The organism is Psychrobacter sp. JB193, from assembly GCF_002285555.1.
Lineage (GTDB): Bacteria > Pseudomonadota > Gammaproteobacteria > Pseudomonadales > Moraxellaceae > Psychrobacter > Psychrobacter alimentarius.
The window spans coordinates 870,011-893,168 of the sequence record NZ_NRGY01000001.1 but is presented as its reverse complement, the minus strand read 5'-3'; the positions used below and the strand labels follow the sequence as shown (position 1 = coordinate 893,168).

Sequence of the window (23,158 nt, the reverse complement as noted above, 5' to 3'; positions counted from 1 at the left end):
AATAATGAAGCGATAAATACTATGAGCAAACCACCGCTTAATAAAGGATATTCCATGAAAAACAACCATACATTGATTATAGGTAGCGGTATCGTTGGTGCCACGCTTGCATTAAAGCTGGCGCAAGCAAAAATGCCAGTGACTTTGATTGATGCTCGTCCTGCACGTGATGAATCAATGTGGCAAGCGGTATTGAATAAGCGCGATGCCCGTGTCTATGCGCTAAGCTTAGCCAGTATCCATCTTCTAGAAGACGTAGGGGCGTGGCAAAAAATTGCGGCCTCCAAACGCAAAGCAGACTATTCGCAAATGCAAGTATGGCAATTGAATGGTATGGGCGAGTTGCTGTTCGGTGATAGCGATAGCCAAAACGTCGCATCTGACATACTGGGTAGTATGGTTGAGCCTACCGTCATTGAGCATGCACTGTGGCAGCGCGTCAATGACGAGACAGTCAGTGACTATCTCACCGTTGTCGCAGGTCAAAAAGTGGTAAACATAGATTGGCTGGGCGCTGATAAAGGATATCGTGTGACTTTAGATGACGGCACAATCATTGAGGCCGCGCTAGTGGTTGGCGCAGATGGTCGAAACTCCTTTGTGCGTCAGCAAGCGGGCATTGGGCTTGATACCTTAGATTATCATCAAACTGCGATTTGCTGTGCCATTCAAACAGAAAAGCCGCATCAAGCGACGGCGCGCCAAGCCATGCTGCCTACGGGGACTTTAGCCTTATTGCCTTTGGCTGATATTACAGATACGGACAAAGCCAATCCACACTACTGGCAGTCAGTCGTTTGGACATTGCCGCGCAATCAAGCGTTGTCACTACTAGAGGAAGAGGATCACTTTATCGCGGATAAGCTTGCGGCTGCGACGAACTATGAGCTTGGTGCTATCCGACAAATTGAATCTATCGCCAGTTTTCCATTAATGGCGCAACAAGCGCAAAGTTACGTCGCTGATAACTTAGTCTTAATTGGTGATGCAGCGCATGGCGTCCATCCGCTGGCAGGTCAGGGATTAAATCTAGGCATGCTCGATGTGCAAGTATTGAGCAAGCAGTTAACCCATGACTTTGCTCGTAGTGGCAGCAAGATTTGGGGCAGCAATCAGACCTTACGTGCATATGAGCGCTCGCGCCGTCCGCACAATAGCTTGATGATGCACAGTTTTTCTGCACTTAACTGGTTGTTTGCAGGATCGCTTGCTCAAGCTCGTCCTGTGCAGCAGATCCGTAATGAAGGCATGTACCGCGTCGGTAAAATCAAGCCATTGATGCGCTTGTTTGCAAAGCAGGCGAGTGGGGTGTAAGTAACTGTAATTTTTACTAGATGATAAGAATACTTCGATGAAGCATATTTTAATTGATTATGAAAATGTTCAACCCAAAAGCTTTGATAATATAGAGACAAAAGATTGTCATATATGGTTGTTTTTGGGTGTCAATCAGCAGAAAAGCCTACCACTTGAATTGGTTGAAACCTTGCTCAGGTTTGATAATGAAAAAACCCATATTATTAAGATGCAGCATGTGGGAAAAAATGCCTTAGATTTTTATTTATCTTTTTATCTCGGCAAAATCTCTGAAATTGATTCTAATGCTGATGTCTTTATTTTAGCAAGAGACAGTGGCTATGATGTCTTAGTTGAGCATCTTAATAGTGCCTATCACGGTATGAAAATTTTGCGATCAGCAAGTACTAATCAACTCAATATAGTTTATGAATCAAATGGAAAAAATGCGTTAGATATAGAAAAAAGCCAAATCACTGTCGAAGATAATCAAAATTTTTTGTGCGATAACGTTAATAGCGTATCAACGGAGGAGAAAGAATCTTTAATTCAAACTGTTGCGAATGATATACCTAAAGCAACGGTTATAAACGAGTTTTATATTTCCGTGTTTGATAGTATAGTCAAACGAAAAGTGTTCTTACCAAGCTACAAATCTAACCTATTATATTCAATGAAGAAGTATATCCCAGTGACAGTATTAGAGAGATTTAATAGTACTCAGCAAGATTATATTTTTGAAGAGGTTTTCAAAAAATTTGTCAAAGCAGGGCTCATCATACCTGATGAAAATGAAGAAAAATTAAGTTATAAGGTAGATAGTGAAGGAATATTGGGTTTAGTAACTCATCAAGTTTTGCTAAGCAAAGCTAAAGAAATTGATGGATTAAATAATATCATAAAGCAAAAACTTGCAAGTTATCGCCAATTAAACGATAAGCAACAAGTTGATTTAATTGTGATATACCTTAAAAAGAAAGGCTTGATAAGACAAGATAATAAAGCTATCTATTATTCATCCTTCGGTGATGTAAGAGTCAATTTAAGTAAAAATTCACAAGCCAATATTGAAAAGAGCAAACCTTCTATTACGATATATCAAACTGCAGTTGCATTAATAAAAAATAGACCTGCAGGCACTCGACCATCCAAGAAATCAAGTTTAATAAACTATCTCAAAAGCCATCTACGTAATGAAGACCCTAAAGTAATTGATAAGCTTGTTAAACAGATGGTTAATAATAAAGTTATCGTAGTATCAAATACTAACAAGCTGAGCTATAAAATATGATTAATTTACCCAAGCGCCGAAAAGAACACCATCAGTACTGGCGAGACGATGTTAATAATAAAGCCAAAACTGATCGCCAGCGGCACAACTTTGAGACCACCTGATTGCTGGATAATCGGCAAAGTAAAATCCAAGCTGGTCGCGCCACCAAGCCCAACAGCAGCAGACGGGTATTTACGCATAAAAACAGGAATAAAGAGTAACGCAAAAAACTCGCGTACCAAATCATTAAATAGCGCGACACTGCCCCAAACTGCGCCATAAGCATCCGTCATCACAATCGCCGAGAGCGAATACCAGCCAAATCCTGAGGCTAACGCTAAGCCTTTCGTCCATGAAACATCTGTGAACATCAATGCAAAAATCAGTCCGCCGACCAATACTGACAGCGTAAAGATAATGCTCATCTCTACGCCGCGTCTATTCAGTAATACTTCTTTTAAGGTAATGCCTGAACCCTTCAACCCAATACCCACTAACAAAATTAATATCATTAGCAGCACGGTCATGGTGTTTTCAGGTGGCATGTAGTCAGCGGGTAATAAATAGCCGATTATCATGCCAATCGCCACACAAAATACTTGCGCTAAGCTGCCACGAATACTGACGCGATGCGCTTTTGACTTTACGCTGGGTTTTTTAGCATGCCATGGACGCATGTGGTCAAACAACATAAGAGCGAATAAACCTGTCCCAACCGTGAGTATCGATAAGACCGTCACGTATAAAGCGATCTCGCCAATCTGACTGCCTAAGCCTTCCACTTGTGACAGCTCAATACCAATGAGTCCCAAGATGACAAACACCAAATAAGACAGGCCTTTGTCTGCAAACTTGGTCATGGTTGGGTTAGAAGGAATGGCAAAACCAATGAACATTGGCATCAATACCAAAACAAGAGTGATTAGGCTGTGCATGGTGGTAGGCTCGCAGCATTTTTAATAGGGCATTTTGGACAAGCCGATGATTGTAGCACACTGGGTCATAATGGTGGCACGTGCGTCAAAGGGTGATGCATACGCCCCAGTTGATTGATGAAAAAAGAATATAATAATGACAAGCATTTACCTGATAAACATTTGTTGTTACATTAGAGTATTCAGATAGCTGATCTTTATTATGTCACTTTACCAACTCAAGTCTCAATTTCAAGATCAGCTGCGCCCTGTTAGCGATATGCTGGTTAAGCATCATTGTACTGCAAATCAAGTGACTATCAGCGCGGTCGTGTTAAGCATGGGTACGGCTTATGTGATTGCGACGCGGGCAGGAGAGAGCCCACGTTTATGGTTATCATTGCCTTTGTCTTTGTTCATGCGTATGGCGCTAAATGCAATCGACGGCATGATGGCACGTGAGCATGGACAGGCATCGACAATGGGTGCCGTACTCAATGAAGCAGGCGATCTGGTAGCAGATACGGTATTTTTTATCAGCATTTTGCCGCATTTGAATCAGACGACAATATCGGGCGCTCATAATCATGGCTCTTATCAGCAGCATATTGCCAGTTTGTCCTTATTAAGCATCGGTACAGAGCTGTTGGCAATTGGTAGCAGTATTGGTTTCCAAGAGCGAGCCAATCAAGGGCCATTAGGAAAAAGCGATCGTGCGTTATTGCTTGGGGTGCTTGGTACGGTGATGGGTATGAAGTTACCGCTCACGAGTTTAAGTGTTTGTCTGTCACCATTGTTCATCATCTCAGAAGCATTACTCATAAAAACGTGTCTAAACCGCTTACGGTTTATCGCTGAGCTTTATCTGCGAAGTAATCCACCCCAACTTCGGTCAAACCGCGCAGTTTTTTTGAGTCATGCCGATGACAATACATTCGAGCAATTGCTTACTAAGAAAATACAGTTACCTTTAAAGCATACTTCTTCAAAATTAGATAATCTCTCAGAGATAACTCACGCATCGACTCCCCATCATTTGGATATTCAAACCATGGCTAAGCCTTCATCACCTCATTATTTTCATCAATCGGCATGTGATCAGACACTGCCCATCAGTGGCGAAAGCTGTTTTAATGCTTACGATGGCACGGCGATCTATTACCGTTATTGGTTGACCATGCCGATAGCTGACATAAAATCACAAGCAGCCAATCAGTTATTACGCCAAGTAATTTTGTTACACCGTGGGCATGAACATTCGGGACGACTGGCAGAGCTTGGTGTACAGTTTGCAAAGGCAGGTTATCAGGTATTTGCATGGGATGCGCGTGGTAATGGACGCTCAGGTGGCATCAAAGATCATGCTGATAGTGTCACAGAGCTTGAACGAGATTTGAATGGTTTTGTACAGTTGATCAGAGCGCAGACGGGCATAGCTATCGAAGATACGTTGATTGTGGCCAGCAGTATAGGGGCTGTGTTAGCAGCCGCATGGGTACATGATTATGCGCCCAATATCCGCGGGATGATATTAGGCACACCTGCGCTCAATATTCGCTTGTATATGCCGTTTGCCATTCCGACGCTAAAAGTGGCACGAACTCTTGGGATGATGTCTCGCGTGAGCAGTTATGTGAAGGCGCAAGTGCTCACTCATGATAAGGCCGCGCAGGAAGCATATAATGCCGATCCACTGATATCGAGTAGTATCTCAACGGATTTATTGATTGACACTCACGCCACAGGGCAGCGTTTGCTCGACGATGCTGCTGCTATCACCGCGCCTGTTTTTGTGTTGTGTGCCGGCAAAGATTACGTGGTAGATAAACAAGCTGAGCGTGATTTTTATGAAGCCATTAATACGCCTATTAAGCGCTGGCAGCTATATCCAGACAGTTATCACGCGATTTTTCATGAGACCAACAAAGCGGATGTGTTTGCAGATTGTCTTGATTTTGCTGAGCAGGTATTCGCAACGTCAGTACAAATGCCAGATCTAAATAATGCGCATCTTGCCAGTGCCAGCAAGGATAAAGTCGATCGTTTAGCAATTAAGCCATTTAATCCAAGTTTTGCTATCACGCGCTTTGCCATGCAAAAATTTGGTCATGTCAGTCAAGCCATCTCGGCAGGACTTGAGCACGGCTTTGACTCAGGTAGCTCGTTGGATAAAGTGTACGATAATACTCCAAGCGGACGTGGGGCAGTTGGGCGTGCTATAGATAAGTTCTATTTAAACAATATTGGTTGGCAAGGCATCCGGGTACGACGTGAGCATTTGTTAGAATTAGCAGGTGAGGCGATTACGCACATACAAATGCAAAAAGAGGCTCAAGACAGTCAGCATGCCTCTATCTCTGAACAGCCAAACCACGTCCCAAGATCATACACTCCAAAACTATTAGATATTGCGAGTGGTCATGGCGCTTATGTATTTGATTTGCTAGAAAAGTTCGACAATTTACATGCTGAGCTGCGTGATTACGAGACCTATAATGCACAGGCTCTACAAGCTAAAGCAGAGCATTTGGGTATGGGCAATCGCGTGGTAACTTATCAAAAAGATGCGTTTGATAGCAGTAGTTATCATAACAATAATGCTGTTACGCCTGCATTTGATATTGCTATTGCTTCAGGGGTGTTTGAGCTGTTTTCTGATAACACATTACTTGCGACAGCGTTGGCAGGGATGTACGCCAGTCTTCAGGCGGGTGGATATCTTATTTATACCAATCAACCTTGGCATCCTGAGCAAGAATTTATCAGCAAAACCTTGAATAATCATCGCGGCAGTAGTTGGGTGATGCGTTGCCGCTCACAGGCAGAAATGGATCAACTGGTTGAGCGTGCAGGTTTTGAAAAAGTATCTATGCGTATCGATAAGTTTGGTATTTTTACGGTATCATTGGCAAAAAAACCACTTAATGCTGACAAAGATAGTGAGGCACCCCTAAAAGACAGTAAAACTGAGTCTACCAAACATCATGAGAGCCGGTAATGAAAACTGCGTACCCTTATGAGCGTGTTCAGCTTTTTTCTGGTGGCGGTTCGCGCTTTGGGTATTATTTGGGCAGTTATGCCGCGCTGGTTGAGCATGATCTCAAGCCGGGTTTAATCATTGGGACTTGCGGTGGTAGTTTGTCCGCTCTTCTGGTACAGCTTGCGCCTGATCCTGTTGCCCTCAAACAGCTTATTGAGAGTCATGCGCTATATAAGGTAATTGGCAATATCACCCATGTCGCTCCTGATGAGGTTAGCATGCGGCATAAATGGCGTTATGCCAGTCAGGCATTCAACCGTTGGCGTACTTCTCATCTAAGTATGCGCCAGTCTGCCAATATGCATGCTGATCTTTTGGATGAACTACAACATTTGGCTATGTTTCGTATCACAAATGACGATCAATGGCTTGATGAATTGATACACTTGGCAAATACTAATAAACAGACGGTAATTGATCCAATGACACCTGATATTGCGATTATTGCCAGTCGACTTTATCAAGGGCAAGCAGCACAAACAGCGCTTGGCCAGCCGCAGCTACAAGAAGTTTTATTTGCTCCGCTACCTTTGGCTCATCGGTATCGGACCCAGTTAATACCGAATTCTACTACCGAACCAACAGCATGTACTACGTTCGATAAGCTTATTTCTCCTGTCAATACACTAGCACGTACACGCATTCATCAGAACGTGGCCGTACTACAAGAATGGGAAATAGCCACTGCAGTTCGTGCTTCGATGTCAGACATGTATTATTTACCGCCCATCCATATTCGAGAGTTGGGTTGGTGCTTGGGCGGTGTGATTAATTTAACCCCCATTGAGCTGGCAGCTGCTACTGGTCACACAGTCTTTGCCGAAACTAAGGCAGGATATGATCGTTGGCTTGCCGCGCCTGCTATTCGCCATGTTTTTGGGTTTGACCCAAATGTGCGCTTGGCACAGGTGCATCAGTATCAGCATAGAGATGGGGCAAGCGGTTTTACCAGTCAAATACATTGGCTGCCTTTTTCTGACAATGCAGCGCAGTTAGTAGGGCAGCAAGTAAGAAAACGCTTGAATATGAAGACGGCAATGATTGAGCTGGTACACAGCTCTCACGATACGTTTGTCCGTCAAATGCAGGCGCAGTGGGACTACGGGTATAAGCGTACAGTGAGCTATATTCAACAGCATCTTTAATACCGCTACTTTATTACAATGACTTATCGGCAGGCACTATGACAGATGTTATTAATCCTTCCTATACTAATACCAGTAGCATACCGCATCTGATTGTGGTGGGTGGTACAAGCGGAATTGGCTTGGCACTAGCACGCCGCCACCAGCTGCAGGGCTGGCGAGTGAGTGTGGTTGGTCATAATCAAGAGAAGATAAAAACGTTAAATCAGAGTCATCCTGATATGATTACTTATTCTTGTGATTTAGCCCATGACATTGAACGTCGAAGATTATTGCAACAACTATCAGAGGTTGATTTTCAGCGTTTGATCTATAGCGCAGGCAGTTATTTCAATGAGAGAATACACACACTTGACCGCGTGCAGAGTGACCAAATGCTGGCGATTAACTTGCAAGCGTTTGAGCATGTATTTTATTGGGCAAGTACGCAATTAAAGCGGCAAATAGAGGAGCAACCAGTCACTTGTCCTGCTACTCATACTGTATCTGATCCTAAACTCGGTCTCATTTGTATTGCGTCGATAGCAGGAGTGTTGGATTATCCTTATGCCAGTCTATATGCCAAAAGTAAGAGCGCCATGATTGCCACTGCCAGTGCTTATCGCTGTGCTATGCAGCCTTTTAATATACAAGTTACTTGTATTGCATCAGGCTATATTGACACGCAAGCTTTGCGCGATTTAAATAAAGGGGATGCCAGTCATAAGCCTTTTATCATGTCCACTGAGCATGCAGTCGATAACATAATGCAAGCAATTAGCGAAGATACTGAGCTAGCTATATTTCCATGGCCTATGCGTTACATCACTAGAATATTGAATCGACTGCCAAAGCCTGTATTACATCGACTACTACGTAGTAAATTAGACAAGTAATGGGAGATCTTCAATTTTAGTAAAACCAATAAACCAAGGTAAACAGTGGCACACCAATCAGTAGACTATCAATCCTATCAAGAATACCGCCATGTCCTGCCAGTAACGTACCAATATCTTTGATCCCATGTTGACGCTTGAAGGCTGACTCTAGCAAATCCCCTGCAATGCCACTCACAACTAGCCCATAAGCAATAATAAAGCATAACCAGCCATCAAATGGCGTCAACCAAATCCCAAATATCGTAGCAAGTACGGCAGCAGCGAATCCACCAAATAGGGCACCTTCAATACTTTTGTTAGGGCTAATGGTGGGTGCAAGATTACGTTTAAATAGCTTGTTCTTGAGCCATTTGCCACATAAATATTGAGCAATATCGTTAAATTGACTCGAAAATAATACAAATAATACTACGCCATACTCGCCACGTTGCCATGCCACATGTTGAAGAACAATGAGACTGATGGTCAAACTAATAGTAGCAAGTACTAGAGCGATATCAATACCATTTATTGTTGGAGTAAGCGGAGATGAGTGAGGAATAGCATTAAGGAATGCAGGTTTGTGATCAGTTGGTGTAGAAGGATGTAATCCACGCTGTTGTAGCTTATAAATCAAATGTGCTTTGCTGCTTGGTCGCCACAAACGAATGATTTCGTATAAGGCGCGTAAGCCCACTAATAAAAAAAAGACCGTCAATAGCCATGCATAAGGATGCTGATTATTGAGGTCTATTTTTGCAATCACATAGCAGCTGCATAATGTGGCTAGCATCCACCACCATGAGCGGGCGATAAAATAAATTTTAGGTAAGCGGAGGCGGATGCCTGGATAGGCCAGTGCACCCCAAACTGTGCTTACGGTTAACATCAGACCAACCACAAACCAAGTATCAGCAGTCATCGTCCATCGTCTTAGTCATACATTACGAATAAAAGGTAAAAGTGAGTCCAGCATATTATACTCAGTATAAATAGGGTACCTGCTGCTAAATTGAGAAAGTATAGTTTGTTGCATCTGATTCACTCTTTTACCCTATATTTGCTGGTCAAAGCAGGTGCATTATCCTGTGGCAGTTGTTTTAGCTGCTACAACAGAGGTATTTATAGGCAATGTACCATGATATCTGCTTGGCTTATCAAGGCTGTGAATATCCAACTCAACGATTGGATAAACGACACTGGTTCGCGGTTCGCTGTCTGTGTCAGGATAGTCTAGGCGCGCGTGACCACCACGACTTTCACAGCGTTGATACGCCGCGTGAATAATAAGAGAGGCTAAAGATAGTTGCTGCTTTAACTGAAAAGATGCCAAAGAATGGAGTATAGCAGATTCATCAACACAATTTGATAAATTTAAGTCGGTCCCACTAGTGCTATAACTCTCGGTTCCATCTTTTAAAAGGATAAAAGCTTTTTCATCAGACAGTGCGTCCAATGCTTGTTGCCACTGCTGTACTTGCAGGAGCGCTTGCTCTAACTTATCAGCATGACGCACGATACCCATATTATTGGTCATCAGCAGTTTTAATGCGGCGGTTATTTTGACAGCATCAACGTCAAAATGTGTATTGTCTTTTATATCACTATGAACATATAAATGAGAGCTAGAAGGTGACAAGGCAACAGCCTGAGTCTCTTTAAGAAGTGGTAGCGTCCAAGCAGTAAATGCTGCTTGCACTGAATTATTGTCATATAAAGGGCGGTTTGGTTTCGTAATGGCCTTCAAATACTGGGGCACATGTGCGGCAATGTACCGACCAACGACCACGCATTCTAATAATGAGTTACTGGCCAGACGATTGGCGCCATGCAATCCGGTATAGGCAACTTCACCAGCCGCATAAAGTCCTACCACATCGGTCAAACCGTCAGCAGATGTCACCACGCCGCCACAGCTATAATGGGCAATCGGCGCTACAGGAATAGGCTCAGCAGTGATGTCAATACCGAGCGTTTGCAATGTTTGATAAATCTGCGGGAAATGCGCCTTTAAGAATGCCGCTGGCAAGTGACTGACATCAAGATGCACGTAACCAAGACCATTGCTCTCAATTTGCTCGGCAATGGCACGGGCAACGATATCGCGTGGTGCGAGCTCAGCGCGCGCGTCGATATCTAGCATAAAGCGCGTACCGCTCTGCGGACAATATAATCGTCCACCTTCACCGCGTAACGCCTCCGATATCAAAAAATGACTATCGCCAAGCACCAAACCTGTCGGATGAAATTGAACAAACTCTAGATTGGCCAAGCGGCAGCCTGCTTGCCATGCCATCATCACCCCATCACCAACACAAACGTTGGGCGCACTGGCGCGTTTAAACAGTTGCCCTAAGCCGCCACTGGCCAATACGACAGCACTACTATGAAAAGTAAATTGACGCCGATTGATATGATCAAAAACACGTGCACCGTGACAGTGATTAATAGCTGCGTTATCCAGATGACGGCTGAATGGTGCTGTCAACAATTCCAACGCTTCATGATAGGGAAGGATAGTAATATTACTCGCCGCCTGCGCTTTGAGAAGTAATGCTTCCATAATATGCCGACCAGTCGCATCGTCCGCATGGGCGACTCGGCGACAACCATGACCGCCTTCTTTGGTTAAGTGTAAGTCGCTGGTACGCAGAGTGGCGATGGTTTTTTGCTGAGTATCTGAATGAGATATTTGGGTAAAAGGCACGCCTTGTTGGCACAGCCATTCAACCGCTTGTTTTCCAGCGCTTAAGATGCGGGCGGTATTATCAACCTCACACAATCCTGCGCCAGCAACCAACGTATCAGCGATATGGTCGGCAACAGTATCCTCTTTGTCTAAGCTTGCAGCGATACCGCCTTGCGCATAATGACTCGAGCAAACCTCAAGTGCAGCTTTGCTCAGCACCGTGACCGAAAGCGACGTTGGCAAAGACAAAGCCGTGCTCAAACCCGCAAGTCCTGCGCCAATGATTAACACATCCGTTTGTCTTATATCGTCTTCGCTATGTGCATCACCAATGGCGCTACCTAGGTTGATAGCCTGGCTCATGTTAAGCCGCTCCTACATTGGCAAATAAAGAGCGGTCTTTTGTGATATCGCCACTGCTCGCCACACGTTGTTTTTGTGACTCAGCAAAATCAAGCATGCGTTGCAAAGGTTTTCTAGCCGCGGCGGCCAACTCAGGTGTCATAAGTATTTCACCGCTTTGATGAGTCAAGCAGTGTTCAATACCCTGCAAGCCATTCATTGCCATCCATGGACAAAAAGCACAGCTTTTGCAACTGGCGCTTTCACCAGCGGTGGGCGCGGCCAAAAATCGCTTGGTTGGTGAGCGTTTTTGCATCTCATGCAAGATACCCAAATCGGTGGCAACAATAAACGTATCGGCGTCCATCTCATATGTCGATTGCAGCAGTTTACTGGTTGAACCAACCACATCGGCGAGCGCCACGACGCTATCAGGAGATTCAGGGTGTACCAATACTTTTGCCTCTGGATAGGCTTCTTTCAACTGTATTAGCTCAGTGGCTTTAAACTCGTTGTGTACCAAGCATGAGCCTTGCCACAGCAGCATATCTGCACCAGTCTCACGCGCGATATATTTACCCAAGTGACGATCAGGCCCCCAAATGATGGGCTCGCCTTTTGCGTGCAGATGACGAACGATATCGATACCAACGGAGGAGGTCACCACCCAGTCTGCCCGCGCTTTTACGGCAGCGCTGGTATTGGCATAAACCACCACGGTACGCTCAGGATGAGCATCACAAAATTCAGCAAAGGCATCGGCAGGGCAGCCCAAATCAAGCGAACATTCCGCCTCTAAATCTGGCATGAGGATGGTTTTTTCCATGCTTAGTATTTTTGCTGATTCACCCATGAAACGTACGCCCGCAACCACCAAGGTCTGCGCACTATGTGCTTGACCAAAGCGCGCCATCTCAAGCGAGTCTCCAACACAGCCACCCGTTGCCAATGCCAAATCTTGGATAAAGGGATCGACATAATAATGGGCGACCAATACCGCATTTTTATCCTTTAACAACTGCTTGATGTTTGCTTCGACCGCGATGCGCTCTGCACGTGGCAGATCCTTTGGGATTTTGGCTCGGGCATAGTCGATATTCATTTGAGTAGCAATGCGAGCATCAGTGCTCATTATTGGCGCATCGTATGGGTAGATTTTCATAATGACAACCTTTTATGGGGTAACGACAATTGGTGTGCCGCTAAAATGGATCAATCAAGTACTGCTGACAAAACATTATTTAATTATGCTCATTTTGAGTATAAATACAAGTGCTTTTTAGATGTCGCTGATTAAAGGATGCGATTTACATAAACTGCGTTTTTGTACTTGAGTGATAAGAACTTGAGTGATAAGAACTTGAGTGATAAAGCGTCGAGATGATAGGAAAAAGGCTTTGGTTTTTTAGAGAGATTCGCGTGTAATGGGAAAGAGGGTAGATAAATGGTGCTGTAAATTGTGTAATTTGAACCAACTATCCTCTGCTAATTATCGTTTTTGACATTGCTTTCGATACTGTTTTCCACATTGTTTTTAACTTTTTATCGTTACAACCGCAGTCTATGATAATGCGACATTCACGCTATACTAAGCCATACTATCAGCCATTCGTTTTATTACCTTTTGACTCTAAAAAATAAAGGATGACCTTTAACGTTATGACATTGTCTTACTCGCACGCCCATCAACAAGGTAGTGGCACAACCGAAGTGGTCGCAGTACTTGTGGCCATCACAGATCATACCGCTCGCGTCTTAACGGTCGATCAAGGGAAATTGTTGCCCAATGGACCACTCATGCCGTTGCATCGCTCTTTACAAACAGGCGTTCGTCAATGGGTCGAAGAGCAAACACAGCAGCCACTTGGATATTTAGAGCAGTTGTATACCTTTGTCGATACCAATAGGCGCAACATCGATGGTCACGCATTGGTTTATGTGAGTTATCTAGGATTGGTGCAAGAGACGCAAGCGCAGCTACAAAGCCAAGCTTCATGGCAAGATTGGTACGACTATTTTCCTTGGGAGAATCACTTGGATGGTATGCCAAGTATGATTGTAGAATTTATCGTGCCTGCATTATTAGATTGGGCGAATACCGCAGAGGATGACGTCGGTCAACAACGCCGAATACAACGCATTGGCTTGTGCTGGGGTGTAAATCAGCCAGTTTTTGCAGATGATGACGCTCACAATATAGAATTGGCAAGTGAGTCAGATAAAGAGCCTGTATACGAGAGTAAAGAATGGGTAGCCGAGCATGTGTTGCTGCGTTATGAAATGCTCTATGAAGCAGGGCTGATACCTGAAGCGCCTACTTATCCGCCCACTTATCAGACAAAAATACTGCCTGAACAATGCTCACAACTCATAGGTGTGCCGATGTACTATGATCATCGCCGTGTGATTGCCACTGCTATCTCAAGGCTGCGTGCAAAAATCGAATATCGACCCCTTATCTTTGGCTTAATGCCTGAGGTGTTTACGTTGTCGCAGTTACAGCAAAGCGTAGAAGCATTATCAGGCGTGCGTTTGCACAAACAAAACTTTCGTCGCCTGCTCGATGCACAGCACCTCGTAACAGAGACAGGAGACAGTAGTAGCGCTCAACGAGGTCGCCCTGCAAAGCTCTATAGCTTTCGTCATGATATTGAACTACAAAGCTTATTGATGGATAGCAAATTACCCAAACGTAAATAAGAAGCCATTTTTGCAGTCGATGATGTCCACTTGGTTAAGCACGAAAATAGGTGCTTGGCTTGCGAGAGTGTTCACTTTACGCTATATTTATGCTCATTTTGAGTTTAATTAAATCAAGCTCATATTACTAGTGTACGCATATAAGGGTTAAAGATGACAGTCAAAAAAGAGCCAGCATTGGATGAGGTATTGCTTAAACCCTTGGTTGAAGCTGCTTTAATCGAGGATTTGGGTAGACGCGGTGATGTGACGTCGCAAGCAACCATCCCAGCTGATCTGCAAGCGCAACTAGAAATTAAGACGCGGCAAGCAGGCGTGATATGTGGTATGGATTTGGCGCGTTTGTCGTTTGCTTTGGTTGATGCGCAGATTGAATTTAGCGCTTACGTCAACGACGGTGAATCGGTGGCTGCTGGTACAGTTTTGGCAACCGTTCATGGCAATGCTCGTCATCTGCTAACAGCAGAGCGCACCGCACTCAATTTTATGACGCATCTGAGTGGTATTGCGTCAGCGACAAAAATAATCGTCGATAGTGTCGCTGCATATCCCGCGCAAATTACCTGCACGCGCAAGACCATTCCAGGTTTGCGTGTGGTACAAAAATATGCCGTACGCTGCGGCGGCGGGCGCAATCATCGCTTGGGTCTGGATGATGCCATCTTGATTAAAGACAATCATATTGCCATAGCAGGTGATATCAAGACAGCCATCCGGCATGCACAAGAGTTTGCAGGTCACCTGATTCCAATCGAAGTGGAAGTTGATACACTAGAGCAGCTAGAGCAGGCGTTGGAGGCTGGCGTGAGCTTGGTCTTATTAGACAATATGTCGCCTGACGTCCTATCGCAAGCAGTGGCCATGTGTCAGGGCCGCGCCAAAACAGAAGCGTCAGGCGGGATTACTCCTACCACCGTACAAGCAGTGGCAAAGACAGGTGTTGATTTTATTGCGATGGGGTACCTCACACACAGTACCATGGCCTTAGATATTGGTTTGGATTTTAGTGTGTAGTCTGGTTTGTTGAGGTTTGATAAGATTGCTTGATAGCTTAGTTTTTTAATTTAGTCGATTCTAAATAAAACAGAACCATTATGTGCCAACGCTGAGCTGGAATGAATTTTTCTTGCTTGCTGTACCTTCGCAGAAAGAGGCTGCAAAACATCTCGTTTAAAGATAAGCATTCCAGTCAGGCTTACTCGTTTTTATATTGAGCTCACCATACTTAGCGTCTGAATAAAGCATTTGCTAACAGTCTGATATTAGTGATGTAAAAAAATCGACAAAGTTAATGATTTTATTGGCTTATCTGCCTATGTTACAATGCCATTTTTCGATGCGTATTGGGTCATCTTTGCACTCGCACGATGACCTTACTTTTTGTACAAGTTATCTCAATAGACAAGCGAGCGCTCAGTGAATACTGAAATTATCAAAATAATCTTAGCCTTTATGGTATTGATTAATCCATTTAGCGCTCTGACGTTATTTTTGGATTTGACCCGTGGTTATTCGATGAATAACCGGCGCAAAGTGGCGCGCGTTGCTTGTGTGACGATTTTTATTACCATTAGCTTTTTTACGTTAGCGGGCGAGGGGCTACTAAAAATACTGGGTATATCGATAGGCTCGTTCCAGCTGGCAGGCGGAATATTGGTATTTTTGATTGCGCTGAACATGATGAATGGTGAGGGTAACCCAGTTAAGCCTGATCAAGAAAATTTTGATGTCGATCATGTACAAGACGCGCCGCCAACGATGGCTTCTGCCGTTGTTCCACTTGCGATTCCGATGATGATTGGACCCGGTGGTATCTCAACCGTAATTATCTACTCCTCACAAGTCTCGGGCGTGTTGCAAGTCTCTGCTATATTGATCGCTGGATTGTTCATCAGCTTGTTTTGTTATTTGGCATTGATGGCAGCTGGTCGTATCAGCCGTTTATTGGGCGATACGGGGCTAAACATTATGAGCCGAATCATGGGTATGTTACTGGCGGCCGTTTCTGTCGAAATCATCGTCAATGCATTGCGTACATTGTTTCCAAGCATGATGTAATAAGGGTTTTAATATAACAGCCGTTTTGTGAGCAAGCGCTTAGCATAGACTCTAAATCATATACCTGTGCTAAGTGCTTGCTACTGTTTTATACAAAGGACTTGTTTGACTTAGTCTTGACTAAACTCTCTAAAATCTGCCTTACGAATTTTTGCATGAATGCCTTTTGTTTTATCGACCACCTGTGATACTTCAAAGTCAGTGGCGGCACTCAAATAAGCATACGCTAATGCTTCATCAATACCATACTCTCTATTTAAAAAACCAATGGCTTCACGAGTCGATTTTTTCATGGCTTCGTCTAAGTCTTCATCCAACCCCGGCGTCATCCAAAACTCAGCATTTTCGCCCAAAGGTTGTGACATCGACTGACCAGGGATTTTGTCTTTACCCGCTTTTAACAATGTGAACTTAAAGGTTGCACGCGCTGATGCTTCGAGTGCGGTCAGAGCGACTTCACCATCTCCCTGAGCGAAATGACTGTCACCTGTGTAGAAGAGTGCGCCTGGTACTTGTACAGGATAATAGACCGTTGAGCCATCACCCAAGTCATTGATGTCCATATTGCCGCCATGTTTTGCTGGTGGTACAGAGTGTACAGGCTCTGAGGTGTTTGAGGCCACGCCCATCAATCCCATAAATGGATTGAGTGGAAAGCGGATAGAGGGACCAGACTCGGTTTTGATGACGCCTTCATAATTGCCGTTGGCGTTTTTTTCTATCGGCGTAAAGACGGAGACATTACCGAAGCGTTCAGGATGAGCGGTCGAGGCGTTTTTTTGCTGCAGTGTTTTTGGAAACTCTCCCACCAAGGTGCCTTTGCCATGACGATTAGAGATAACCCCATAAGGCACACGAGGCTCAATTTTAATCACTTCTACTTTCAAAATATCGCCTGGCATGGCGCCGCGTATTTCAAGTGGTCCTGTCACAATATGCGGGCCATCTTTATGAAAATCATGTGCTAAGTCAGAACCAGTTATCTTTTTTGCTTCATCCAAGACGTAATCTGCTGTGACACCTTTTGATTGAAAGTATTTTTCTGCATCGCGTCCTTGATCTTCAAGTAAGCCTTCATGAGACACCGTGTCAAACGTCACTGTACTTCCAGATGGCACACTTAACACCGGTTTGGCGTCTCTATTTGGCAAATAACCCCAGCTGATGGTTTGTAAGGTAGACGGCACGTAGTAGTTGCCTTTATATGGTCCTTCTTTTAGTTGAGTGGGTTTATTTGTGATTTCTTTTAGAACCTGAAAGTCTTGTGCATGAGCTAGGGATAGAGTGAGCGTGCTTAAAACAAATAGTGACAAAGCCGTTTTTTTCAACATAGAGCATATCCTTAGTTTTTAAGAGCAATGGTTTTTAAGAGCAAAAGTTTCTTAACTGCGCTTTGATTAAGGCAAGTTCTATACCATTGTAAAGAAACACTCATTCAGCCATAAAATCTATGTTCAAACGTTCGGATACGTTCTAATTTGGTGCTATTAAACCATTTAAGAGCGATTTTGGTGCAGTACGTCACAATATCTCAGTAGTATTAACTGCGATACAGGTGCCAAGCAAGGTATAGCATCAATATGCCGACTAAGGCATCAAGGATGTTCCAAGCTTTTGGTTTGGCAAACAGCGGTCTCAGCAGGCGCGCGCCATAACCCAACGCAAAAAAGAAAAAGAAGGACGCCGTGATGGCACCCGCTGCAAACACGAGCTTGCTACTGGCGCATGTTGAAACCATGCCAACGAGCACCAATGTATCTAGATAGACGTGTGGGTTTAGCCAAGTAAAGCCAAAGCATAATAACAAGGCCTTTTTAAGACTGGTGACTACCTGTCCCTCGACGGTCATCGCATGTGACACTCGCACGCTGGCATACAAGCTTTGTAAGCCGTAGCATAGTAAGAACAAGACGCCAGCTATCTTTGCAATATTGACCACTTGAGGGTAGCGTGCGGTGACTGCGCCAAAACCACCCACGCCTGCTGAGATTAAAAGCGCATCACTCACCGCGCAAAAAAGACAGACAAAAAATATGTGCTCACGTTTGAGCCCTTGTTTGAGTACAAAGGCGTTTTGTGAACCAATGGCAATAATGAGCGATAGCCCAAGAAAGAAACCAGAAAAATAATCAGGGGCATTCATAGTAGTAGGCTTATTGTTTTTAGAGTAATAACGTTGACAGTTTGCTTACTGGCAGCGCCAAAAAAAGCTGTTAAGATACGCTATTGAATCTACGTATGCAATACAAGCACAATGAATGAGAGGCGAAGTGGGCCATGGTGGTAAGTTTGGCAAGAATGCTACAGTCGTTTGGACAAGCGCAGAATGACTTGCCAACGCTAGCGGCTGAAAATGCTCAAAGAGCGAGTATCAGTCAGGACGCCGAAGTTAAAGAGGCTGGAGCGACTGAAAAAAGTAATCAAGTAGATCAGCAACTCTCCACGCTGACTCCACCTGAACGGGCGGATCGTATCTGTGATGCTTTAGCACAAGTCACTGATATTGGAACACCCACGCCTTTGACGGATCGTTATTTGTCCAATCGCGCTCAAATGCGCCCCACAAATAGACCTCCTTTTGACCCAGATACGTTATGGTATCTAAGATATGGACGCTGTCCGATTATGACTGAACTGATTGATGTGGTTGATGAGGCCACCTTAAATGCTATGCCGATTGAAGCGGTTGCCATATTAGATCGAATCAATGGTAAGTTAAAGCGCTATCGTGAGTGGAGCAATGAGCTCAACGAACAGCAACAGCAGCAGCACAATGAGCGCCAGTTTGTCATCGATAAGCTGGTGTCAGAGAGTATTCCAGAAGCGTTACATCATTATGAACAGCTACAGCGCTTTAGTCCACATCGAACCAAGAATAGTACGGTTCAAGGTAAAATGACGGCAGGTGACATGCTGACCGATTTGTTTTTAGAAATTGACTATGAGCTTGATGAGTTATTAGATGAGTTGCATCAAACCGTGATGAACCGTCTGGCATCGACCCATCGTTATGTCAAAAGTCGCACCCAAAGCTAGTTTATATAAGACCAATTCCATAAGGACGCTATGATGACCCAAATGACAGCGATGTTCGTGATGTTTGTTTTATACGGGCTGTTACCAGCAGCTGGGTTATATTTGGGGTATCGCGGTATCAAAAAATTCACAGCGCCCAAAATGCTTGAATACACGGCCATGCCGCAATTGGGCTATATTCCCGAAAAAAGCTTGCCTAGCGATGTCAAAACAGCGCTTGACCAAATCAACCAAAAAGGCAAAAAGCTGCGTCTAATTTATGGTGATACCAATAATGATGGAAAAATTGATGACAAGGATACTGTCAACGAAACTTATATTATGATTCAGAACCTGATGGACACACATATACCACAAGCAGTGACTGACTATCGCCGCTTGCATGACTTAGATGTGGCGGATGGCGCGCTTGTTAATACGACAAAAATTAAGCACTCTAACGTCACTGGCAAAGAAGCATTATTAGACATACTAAAGACAATCAATACTCAGTTTGACGATTTATTAAACGCTTCTTATCATCAAGATGGACAAAAACTGCTGGTCGCCAATAGATATCTACAAAGTCGCTTTGATGACCCAACAACCACGGTAGAGGCGCCTTCTCTGAGCAACATTAGTAATCCTAATACAGTCCCTAATATGGATAAAAATAGTGACCCTAATGAGCTAAATCCTCAAGAAGAAAACATTCAAGAAGCAAGTACTCAAGAAAAAAGTACTCAGCGATTAAACGATTAGCCAAAGACAAATGAACGCGAAATAGCATCTGATGACATGTGTGAGTGAAAAACAAATAGCGAGTGTATATGAGTATCATAATAGGCATTGGCGTTGTGACGACAATTACTACTTTATATTTGGGAAAAAAGTGCTGGCATGCATTTCATAAAGCGGTCGGCATCTCTCCAGGTGTACTCACGTATCAAGATTACCATGCGCCATTGTCTCTAACGACCCTAAACTGGCAGCAGCTAAATCTGAATAAAAAACATTTGGAGAGTCTATCAGAGCAGCAGTTGCGCCAACTACAGCGTATTGACGAAAAAGTACATCACTACCAAGCATACCAACAAGAGTTACAAGCGCAGCATAAAACACCTGCGGTTAATGAGTCTCAATTTGTGCTGCACAAGATGTTACATACTCGATTGCCAGAAGTGTTGGCCAGTTACTACCAGCTCACACATATGCATAAGAATGCAAAAACTGTGAATGGTGAGAAAAGGGCGGAGGCAGGTGAGTTACTACAAAAGGTATTAGACAATATTGAACAACGTCTGGATACGTTATTAGAGCAAATGGAGAGGCAGCATTTGCAGGATTTACGAGTCATGAATCAGTATCTCGATAGCCATGATCATTGAGTAGTTAAAGTTATTGAATGGGTATAAGAGTTAAACAATCTTAAGACTTCAATAGTCATAATGCTTGAGCTGACGGTATGTCTATAAAGACCCAAGAACACCACATAAAAAAGCTGCCCATGACTCATCATCATGGGCAGCTTTTTTGAATTTACCTTAACGCTTTAACAGATTTAAAGTAGATACAGATTAACGTTTGTCATTACGGTCACGAGTATTGCGTGAACCGCGGCTGGCAGGGCTTGCGCTGCTCTTAGGTTTTGCATTGCTACTCTCGCCACGGCTGTCTGCACGACGTGCTTTTAGTGGCTTGTTGCGGATACGCTCTTGCTTCTCTTTTGCCGCACCATGTAGGCCCGTGCCATAACGTGGGCGTAAGCTGACTAGGTCTGTCAATGTATTGATGTCTTTTTTGTCCAGCTCTAAGAAACGACCTGTGCGCAGCTCTTTTGGTAAGGCAATTGTACCGTAACGCGTACGCAATAGACGACTCACTTTAAGGCCTTGCGACTCAAATAGACGACGCACTTCACGGTTACGTCCTTCTTTTAGCTTAACGTGATACCATTTATTGACGCCTTCACCGCCGCCTTCTTTGATGTCTTCAAACTGTGCCATGCCGTCTTCTAGCATCACACCAGCCGTCAAGTTTCGAGCAATATCAGGTGTCACTTCGCCCAATACACGTACAGCGTATTCGCGAGTCACTTCGCTTGATGGATGCATCAAACGATGCGCCATTTCGCCATCATTGGTGAACAAGAGCAGACCAGTGGAGTTAATATCCAAACGTCCAACCATGACCCAGCGATCATGAGTCAATTTTGGCAAGCGCTCAAAGACGGTTGGACGACCTTCTGGATCCTTGGCCGAACAAACTTCACCTTCAGGCTTATAGTATGCCAACACGCGGCGACGCTTCTCGTTTTCAGCAGTGTATTTGATCTGGCGACCATCAACGCGAATTTCATCGCCTTGGGTGACGCGATCACCAATCGTTGCTGGGCCATTATTGACAGAGACGCGACCCGCTTTGATCACTTCTTCCATTTGACGGCGCGAACCTAGACCCATACGGGCGAGGGCTTTTTGTAGTTTTTCATCTTTCATAGTGATGTCCTTGAGTCGGTGGGTTTACATTTCTCAATGTATAAAATTTTAGCAAAGTAATTTGCAGCCGCTATTCTACGCTATTTTTAACCTTTTAGCACGTAAACCCTTTACGAATAATTATGGTATTACATTTATACTCAATGAGATTTTTTAGCCAAACCTCTGCCTTTAACGAGTCAATGACTGCCATTTATCCGCCTGTAAATCTTATCCTGCGCTAGGATTATTTGGCTCAGACAGGTACAATACTCCTAGTAAATAAACGTTCAGTTCATTCATACATCACTCAAGCACAAGACAGGCATGCAAATCAATTGCGAGCGCTGTCTTTACTTTTTTTATGCTTCCTATATTGGAGTTATTATGTCTACTGCCCAAGAGTCAGCCATCGTTTTGGACGGCAAAGCACTTGCCAAACAAATAGAAGAGCAACTACGTACACGCGTAGATGCCATTAAGGATAAAACTGGACGTACACCGAGCTTGGCGACGGTATTGGTCGGTGACGATCCAGCGTCTGCAACTTATGTCCGTATGAAAGGTAATGCCTGTAAACGAGTTGGTATGGATTCTATTCGGGTCGAGATGCCGAGCGAAACGACGACCGAACAGCTGATGGCAAAGATAGATGAGCTAAATAATAACCCTGATGTACATGGCATTTTGCTTCAGCATCCAGTACCTGAGCAAATTGATGAGCGCGCCTGCTTTGAGCAGATTGACTTAGCAAAAGATGTCGATGGCGTGACTTGTTTGGGCTTTGGTCGTATGGCGATGCAGCAGTCAGCGTATGGCTCATGCACGCCTCAGGGTATCATGCACCTATTGGCGCATTACGACATCGAGCTATCAGGCAAAGAAGCGGTTGTCGTTGGACGCAGTGCCATCTTGGGTAAGCCGATGGCAATGATGCTATTGAATGCCAATTGTACCGTTACTATCTGTCATTCAAGAACTGAAGACTTAGCCGCGCATATTAAGCGCGCAGATATTGTAGTTGGGGCAGTTGGCGTGCCAGAGTTGATTAAAGCAGAGTGGATCAAAGCAGGGGCAGTCGTTATCGATGCAGGTTTTCACCCAACAGATAACGGCGGTGTCGGCGATATCGAAATGCAGGGTATGGAAAACATCGCCAGCGCTTATACCCCTGTACCAGGCGGTGTGGGTCCAATGACTATTAATACACTCATTCGCCAAACGGTTGATGCGGCTGAAAAATCAGCAGGTCTGAGCAACGATGAGTAGCCTAGCCAGTTATTAATAAGGCTAGTTTATTAATACGAAAAAAGGCTACGGTTGGTAGCCTTTTTTTGTGGAAGCTTAAATGT

At 44.2% G+C, this 23,158-nt stretch carries 19 protein-coding genes; 12 read left to right on the top strand and 7 right to left on the bottom strand.

Annotated features, from left to right (window positions below):
- Positions 1–54 precede the first annotated feature (54 nt).
- Positions 55–1,314 (top strand): FAD-dependent monooxygenase, encoded by a 1,260-nt coding sequence (locus CIK80_RS03800; protein WP_095568933.1) that lies wholly within the window; start codon positions 55–57, stop codon positions 1,312–1,314.
- A gap of 37 nt (positions 1,315–1,351) precedes the next feature.
- On the top strand, positions 1,352–2,587 hold the full coding sequence (locus tag CIK80_RS03795) for a PIN domain-containing protein (RefSeq protein ID WP_095568932.1): 1,236 nt from the start codon (positions 1,352–1,354) through the stop codon (positions 2,585–2,587).
- Positions 2,588–2,592: 5 nt separating this feature from the next.
- Here CIK80_RS03795 and CIK80_RS03790 read toward each other — a convergent pair whose 3' ends face one another.
- A complete protein-coding gene (locus tag CIK80_RS03790) occupies positions 2,593–3,504 on the bottom strand; it encodes a lysine exporter LysO family protein (protein WP_095568931.1) in 912 nt (303 codons plus the stop codon).
- 202 nt (positions 3,505–3,706) lie between these two features.
- Here CIK80_RS03790 and CIK80_RS03785 point away from each other — a divergent pair, with 202 nt between their 5' ends.
- The 3 genes from CIK80_RS03785 to CIK80_RS03775 are packed head-to-tail and all read left to right on the top strand — an operon-like array spanning position 3,707 to position 8,543.
- A complete protein-coding gene (locus tag CIK80_RS03785; protein ID WP_095568930.1) occupies positions 3,707–6,481 on the top strand; it encodes an alpha/beta fold hydrolase in 2,775 nt (924 codons plus the stop codon).
- The gene (locus CIK80_RS03780) at positions 6,481–7,668 is read left to right on the top strand and encodes a patatin-like phospholipase family protein (RefSeq protein WP_095568929.1); all 1,188 of its coding nucleotides are present in this window, start codon (positions 6,481–6,483) and stop codon (positions 7,666–7,668) included. The genes CIK80_RS03785 and CIK80_RS03780 overlap by 1 nt, the downstream gene beginning before the upstream one ends.
- Before the next feature lie 38 nt (positions 7,669–7,706).
- Positions 7,707–8,543 (top strand): SDR family NAD(P)-dependent oxidoreductase, encoded by an 837-nt coding sequence (locus CIK80_RS03775; RefSeq protein ID WP_095568928.1) that lies wholly within the window; start codon positions 7,707–7,709, stop codon positions 8,541–8,543.
- A gap of 16 nt (positions 8,544–8,559) precedes the next feature.
- Here the strand turns inward: CIK80_RS03775 and CIK80_RS03770 are convergent, their stop codons facing one another.
- The 3 genes from CIK80_RS03770 to nadA form a co-directional block, all read right to left on the bottom strand.
- Positions 8,560–9,447 (bottom strand): phosphatidate cytidylyltransferase, encoded by an 888-nt coding sequence (locus CIK80_RS03770; RefSeq protein WP_095568927.1) that lies wholly within the window; start codon positions 9,445–9,447, stop codon positions 8,560–8,562.
- A 159-nt stretch (positions 9,448–9,606) separates the two neighbouring features.
- Positions 9,607–11,577: an L-aspartate oxidase gene (gene nadB, locus CIK80_RS03765; protein ID WP_095568926.1), complete on the bottom strand. Its 1,971-nt coding sequence runs from the start codon at positions 11,575–11,577 to the stop codon at positions 9,607–9,609.
- 1 nt (position 11,578) lies between these two features.
- Positions 11,579–12,718 carry a quinolinate synthase NadA gene (nadA, locus tag CIK80_RS03760; protein WP_095568925.1) on the bottom strand — a complete coding sequence of 380 codons (1,140 nt, stop codon included), beginning with the start codon at positions 12,716–12,718 and terminating at the stop codon, positions 11,579–11,581.
- Positions 12,719–13,215: 497 nt separating this feature from the next.
- Between nadA and CIK80_RS03755 the strand changes: the two genes are divergently transcribed.
- The 3 genes from CIK80_RS03755 to CIK80_RS03745 all read left to right on the top strand — a co-directional run bounded on the left by CIK80_RS03755 (position 13,216) and on the right by CIK80_RS03745 (position 16,314).
- The gene (locus CIK80_RS03755; RefSeq protein WP_095568924.1) at positions 13,216–14,256 is read left to right on the top strand and encodes a hypothetical protein; all 1,041 of its coding nucleotides are present in this window, start codon (positions 13,216–13,218) and stop codon (positions 14,254–14,256) included.
- 153 nt (positions 14,257–14,409) lie between these two features.
- The gene (nadC, locus tag CIK80_RS03750; protein ID WP_095568923.1) at positions 14,410–15,270 is read left to right on the top strand and encodes a carboxylating nicotinate-nucleotide diphosphorylase; all 861 of its coding nucleotides are present in this window, start codon (positions 14,410–14,412) and stop codon (positions 15,268–15,270) included.
- A 402-nt stretch (positions 15,271–15,672) separates the two neighbouring features.
- Complete coding sequence (locus CIK80_RS03745; protein WP_084387246.1) at positions 15,673–16,314, top strand: MarC family protein; 642 nt, start codon at positions 15,673–15,675, stop codon at positions 16,312–16,314.
- A 110-nt stretch (positions 16,315–16,424) separates the two neighbouring features.
- Here the strand turns inward: CIK80_RS03745 and CIK80_RS03740 are convergent, their stop codons facing one another.
- Together CIK80_RS03740 and CIK80_RS03735 are read right to left on the bottom strand one after the other, a co-directional pair.
- Complete coding sequence (locus tag CIK80_RS03740) at positions 16,425–17,645, bottom strand: acetamidase/formamidase family protein (RefSeq protein WP_095568922.1); 1,221 nt, start codon at positions 17,643–17,645, stop codon at positions 16,425–16,427.
- Between the two features lie 209 nt (positions 17,646–17,854).
- Positions 17,855–18,457 carry a LysE/ArgO family amino acid transporter gene (locus CIK80_RS03735; RefSeq protein WP_095568921.1) on the bottom strand — a complete coding sequence of 201 codons (603 nt, stop codon included), beginning with the start codon at positions 18,455–18,457 and terminating at the stop codon, positions 17,855–17,857.
- Between the two features lie 134 nt (positions 18,458–18,591).
- Here CIK80_RS03735 and CIK80_RS03730 point away from each other — a divergent pair, with 134 nt between their 5' ends.
- From CIK80_RS03730 to CIK80_RS03720, 3 genes are all read left to right on the top strand, one after another.
- Positions 18,592–19,350 (top strand): hypothetical protein, encoded by a 759-nt coding sequence (locus CIK80_RS03730; protein ID WP_257011679.1) that lies wholly within the window; start codon positions 18,592–18,594, stop codon positions 19,348–19,350.
- 33 nt (positions 19,351–19,383) lie between these two features.
- Positions 19,384–20,091: a hypothetical protein gene (locus tag CIK80_RS03725; RefSeq protein ID WP_257011678.1), complete on the top strand. Its 708-nt coding sequence runs from the start codon at positions 19,384–19,386 to the stop codon at positions 20,089–20,091.
- A gap of 68 nt (positions 20,092–20,159) precedes the next feature.
- Positions 20,160–20,717, top strand: coding sequence for a hypothetical protein (locus CIK80_RS03720; RefSeq protein ID WP_095568920.1), 558 nt, complete (start codon positions 20,160–20,162; stop codon positions 20,715–20,717).
- 189 nt (positions 20,718–20,906) lie between these two features.
- Here CIK80_RS03720 and rluB read toward each other — a convergent pair whose 3' ends face one another.
- The gene (rluB, locus tag CIK80_RS03715) at positions 20,907–21,827 is read right to left on the bottom strand and encodes a 23S rRNA pseudouridine(2605) synthase RluB (RefSeq protein WP_062844039.1); all 921 of its coding nucleotides are present in this window, start codon (positions 21,825–21,827) and stop codon (positions 20,907–20,909) included.
- 366 nt (positions 21,828–22,193) lie between these two features.
- Here rluB and folD point away from each other — a divergent pair, with 366 nt between their 5' ends.
- On the top strand, positions 22,194–23,075 hold the full coding sequence (gene folD, locus CIK80_RS03710; RefSeq protein WP_095568919.1) for a bifunctional methylenetetrahydrofolate dehydrogenase/methenyltetrahydrofolate cyclohydrolase FolD: 882 nt from the start codon (positions 22,194–22,196) through the stop codon (positions 23,073–23,075).
- Positions 23,076–23,158 lie beyond the last annotated feature (83 nt).

Coding starts and splice junctions, on each gene's coding strand:
- CIK80_RS03800 (WP_095568933.1), top strand. CDS start 55: ATGAAAAACAACCATACATTGATTATAGGTAGCGGTATCGTTGGTGCC.
- CIK80_RS03795 (WP_095568932.1), top strand. CDS start 1,352: ATGAAGCATATTTTAATTGATTATGAAAATGTTCAACCCAAAAGCTTT.
- CIK80_RS03790 (WP_095568931.1), bottom strand. CDS start 3,504: ATGCACAGCCTAATCACTCTTGTTTTGGTATTGATGCCAATGTTCATT.
- CIK80_RS03785 (WP_095568930.1), top strand. CDS start 3,707: ATGTCACTTTACCAACTCAAGTCTCAATTTCAAGATCAGCTGCGCCCT.
- CIK80_RS03780 (WP_095568929.1), top strand. CDS start 6,481: ATGAAAACTGCGTACCCTTATGAGCGTGTTCAGCTTTTTTCTGGTGGC.
- CIK80_RS03775 (WP_095568928.1), top strand. CDS start 7,707: ATGACAGATGTTATTAATCCTTCCTATACTAATACCAGTAGCATACCG.
- CIK80_RS03770 (WP_095568927.1), bottom strand. CDS start 9,447: ATGACTGCTGATACTTGGTTTGTGGTTGGTCTGATGTTAACCGTAAGC.
- nadB (WP_095568926.1), bottom strand. CDS start 11,577: ATGAGCCAGGCTATCAACCTAGGTAGCGCCATTGGTGATGCACATAGC.
- nadA (WP_095568925.1), bottom strand. CDS start 12,718: ATGAAAATCTACCCATACGATGCGCCAATAATGAGCACTGATGCTCGC.
- CIK80_RS03755 (WP_095568924.1), top strand. CDS start 13,216: ATGACATTGTCTTACTCGCACGCCCATCAACAAGGTAGTGGCACAACC.
- nadC (WP_095568923.1), top strand. CDS start 14,410: ATGACAGTCAAAAAAGAGCCAGCATTGGATGAGGTATTGCTTAAACCC.
- CIK80_RS03740 (WP_095568922.1), bottom strand. CDS start 17,645: ATGTTGAAAAAAACGGCTTTGTCACTATTTGTTTTAAGCACGCTCACT.
- CIK80_RS03735 (WP_095568921.1), bottom strand. CDS start 18,457: ATGAATGCCCCTGATTATTTTTCTGGTTTCTTTCTTGGGCTATCGCTC.
- CIK80_RS03730 (WP_257011679.1), top strand. CDS start 18,592: ATGGTGGTAAGTTTGGCAAGAATGCTACAGTCGTTTGGACAAGCGCAG.
- CIK80_RS03725 (WP_257011678.1), top strand. CDS start 19,384: ATGACCCAAATGACAGCGATGTTCGTGATGTTTGTTTTATACGGGCTG.
- CIK80_RS03720 (WP_095568920.1), top strand. CDS start 20,160: ATGAGTATCATAATAGGCATTGGCGTTGTGACGACAATTACTACTTTA.
- rluB (WP_062844039.1), bottom strand. CDS start 21,827: ATGAAAGATGAAAAACTACAAAAAGCCCTCGCCCGTATGGGTCTAGGT.
- folD (WP_095568919.1), top strand. CDS start 22,194: ATGTCTACTGCCCAAGAGTCAGCCATCGTTTTGGACGGCAAAGCACTT.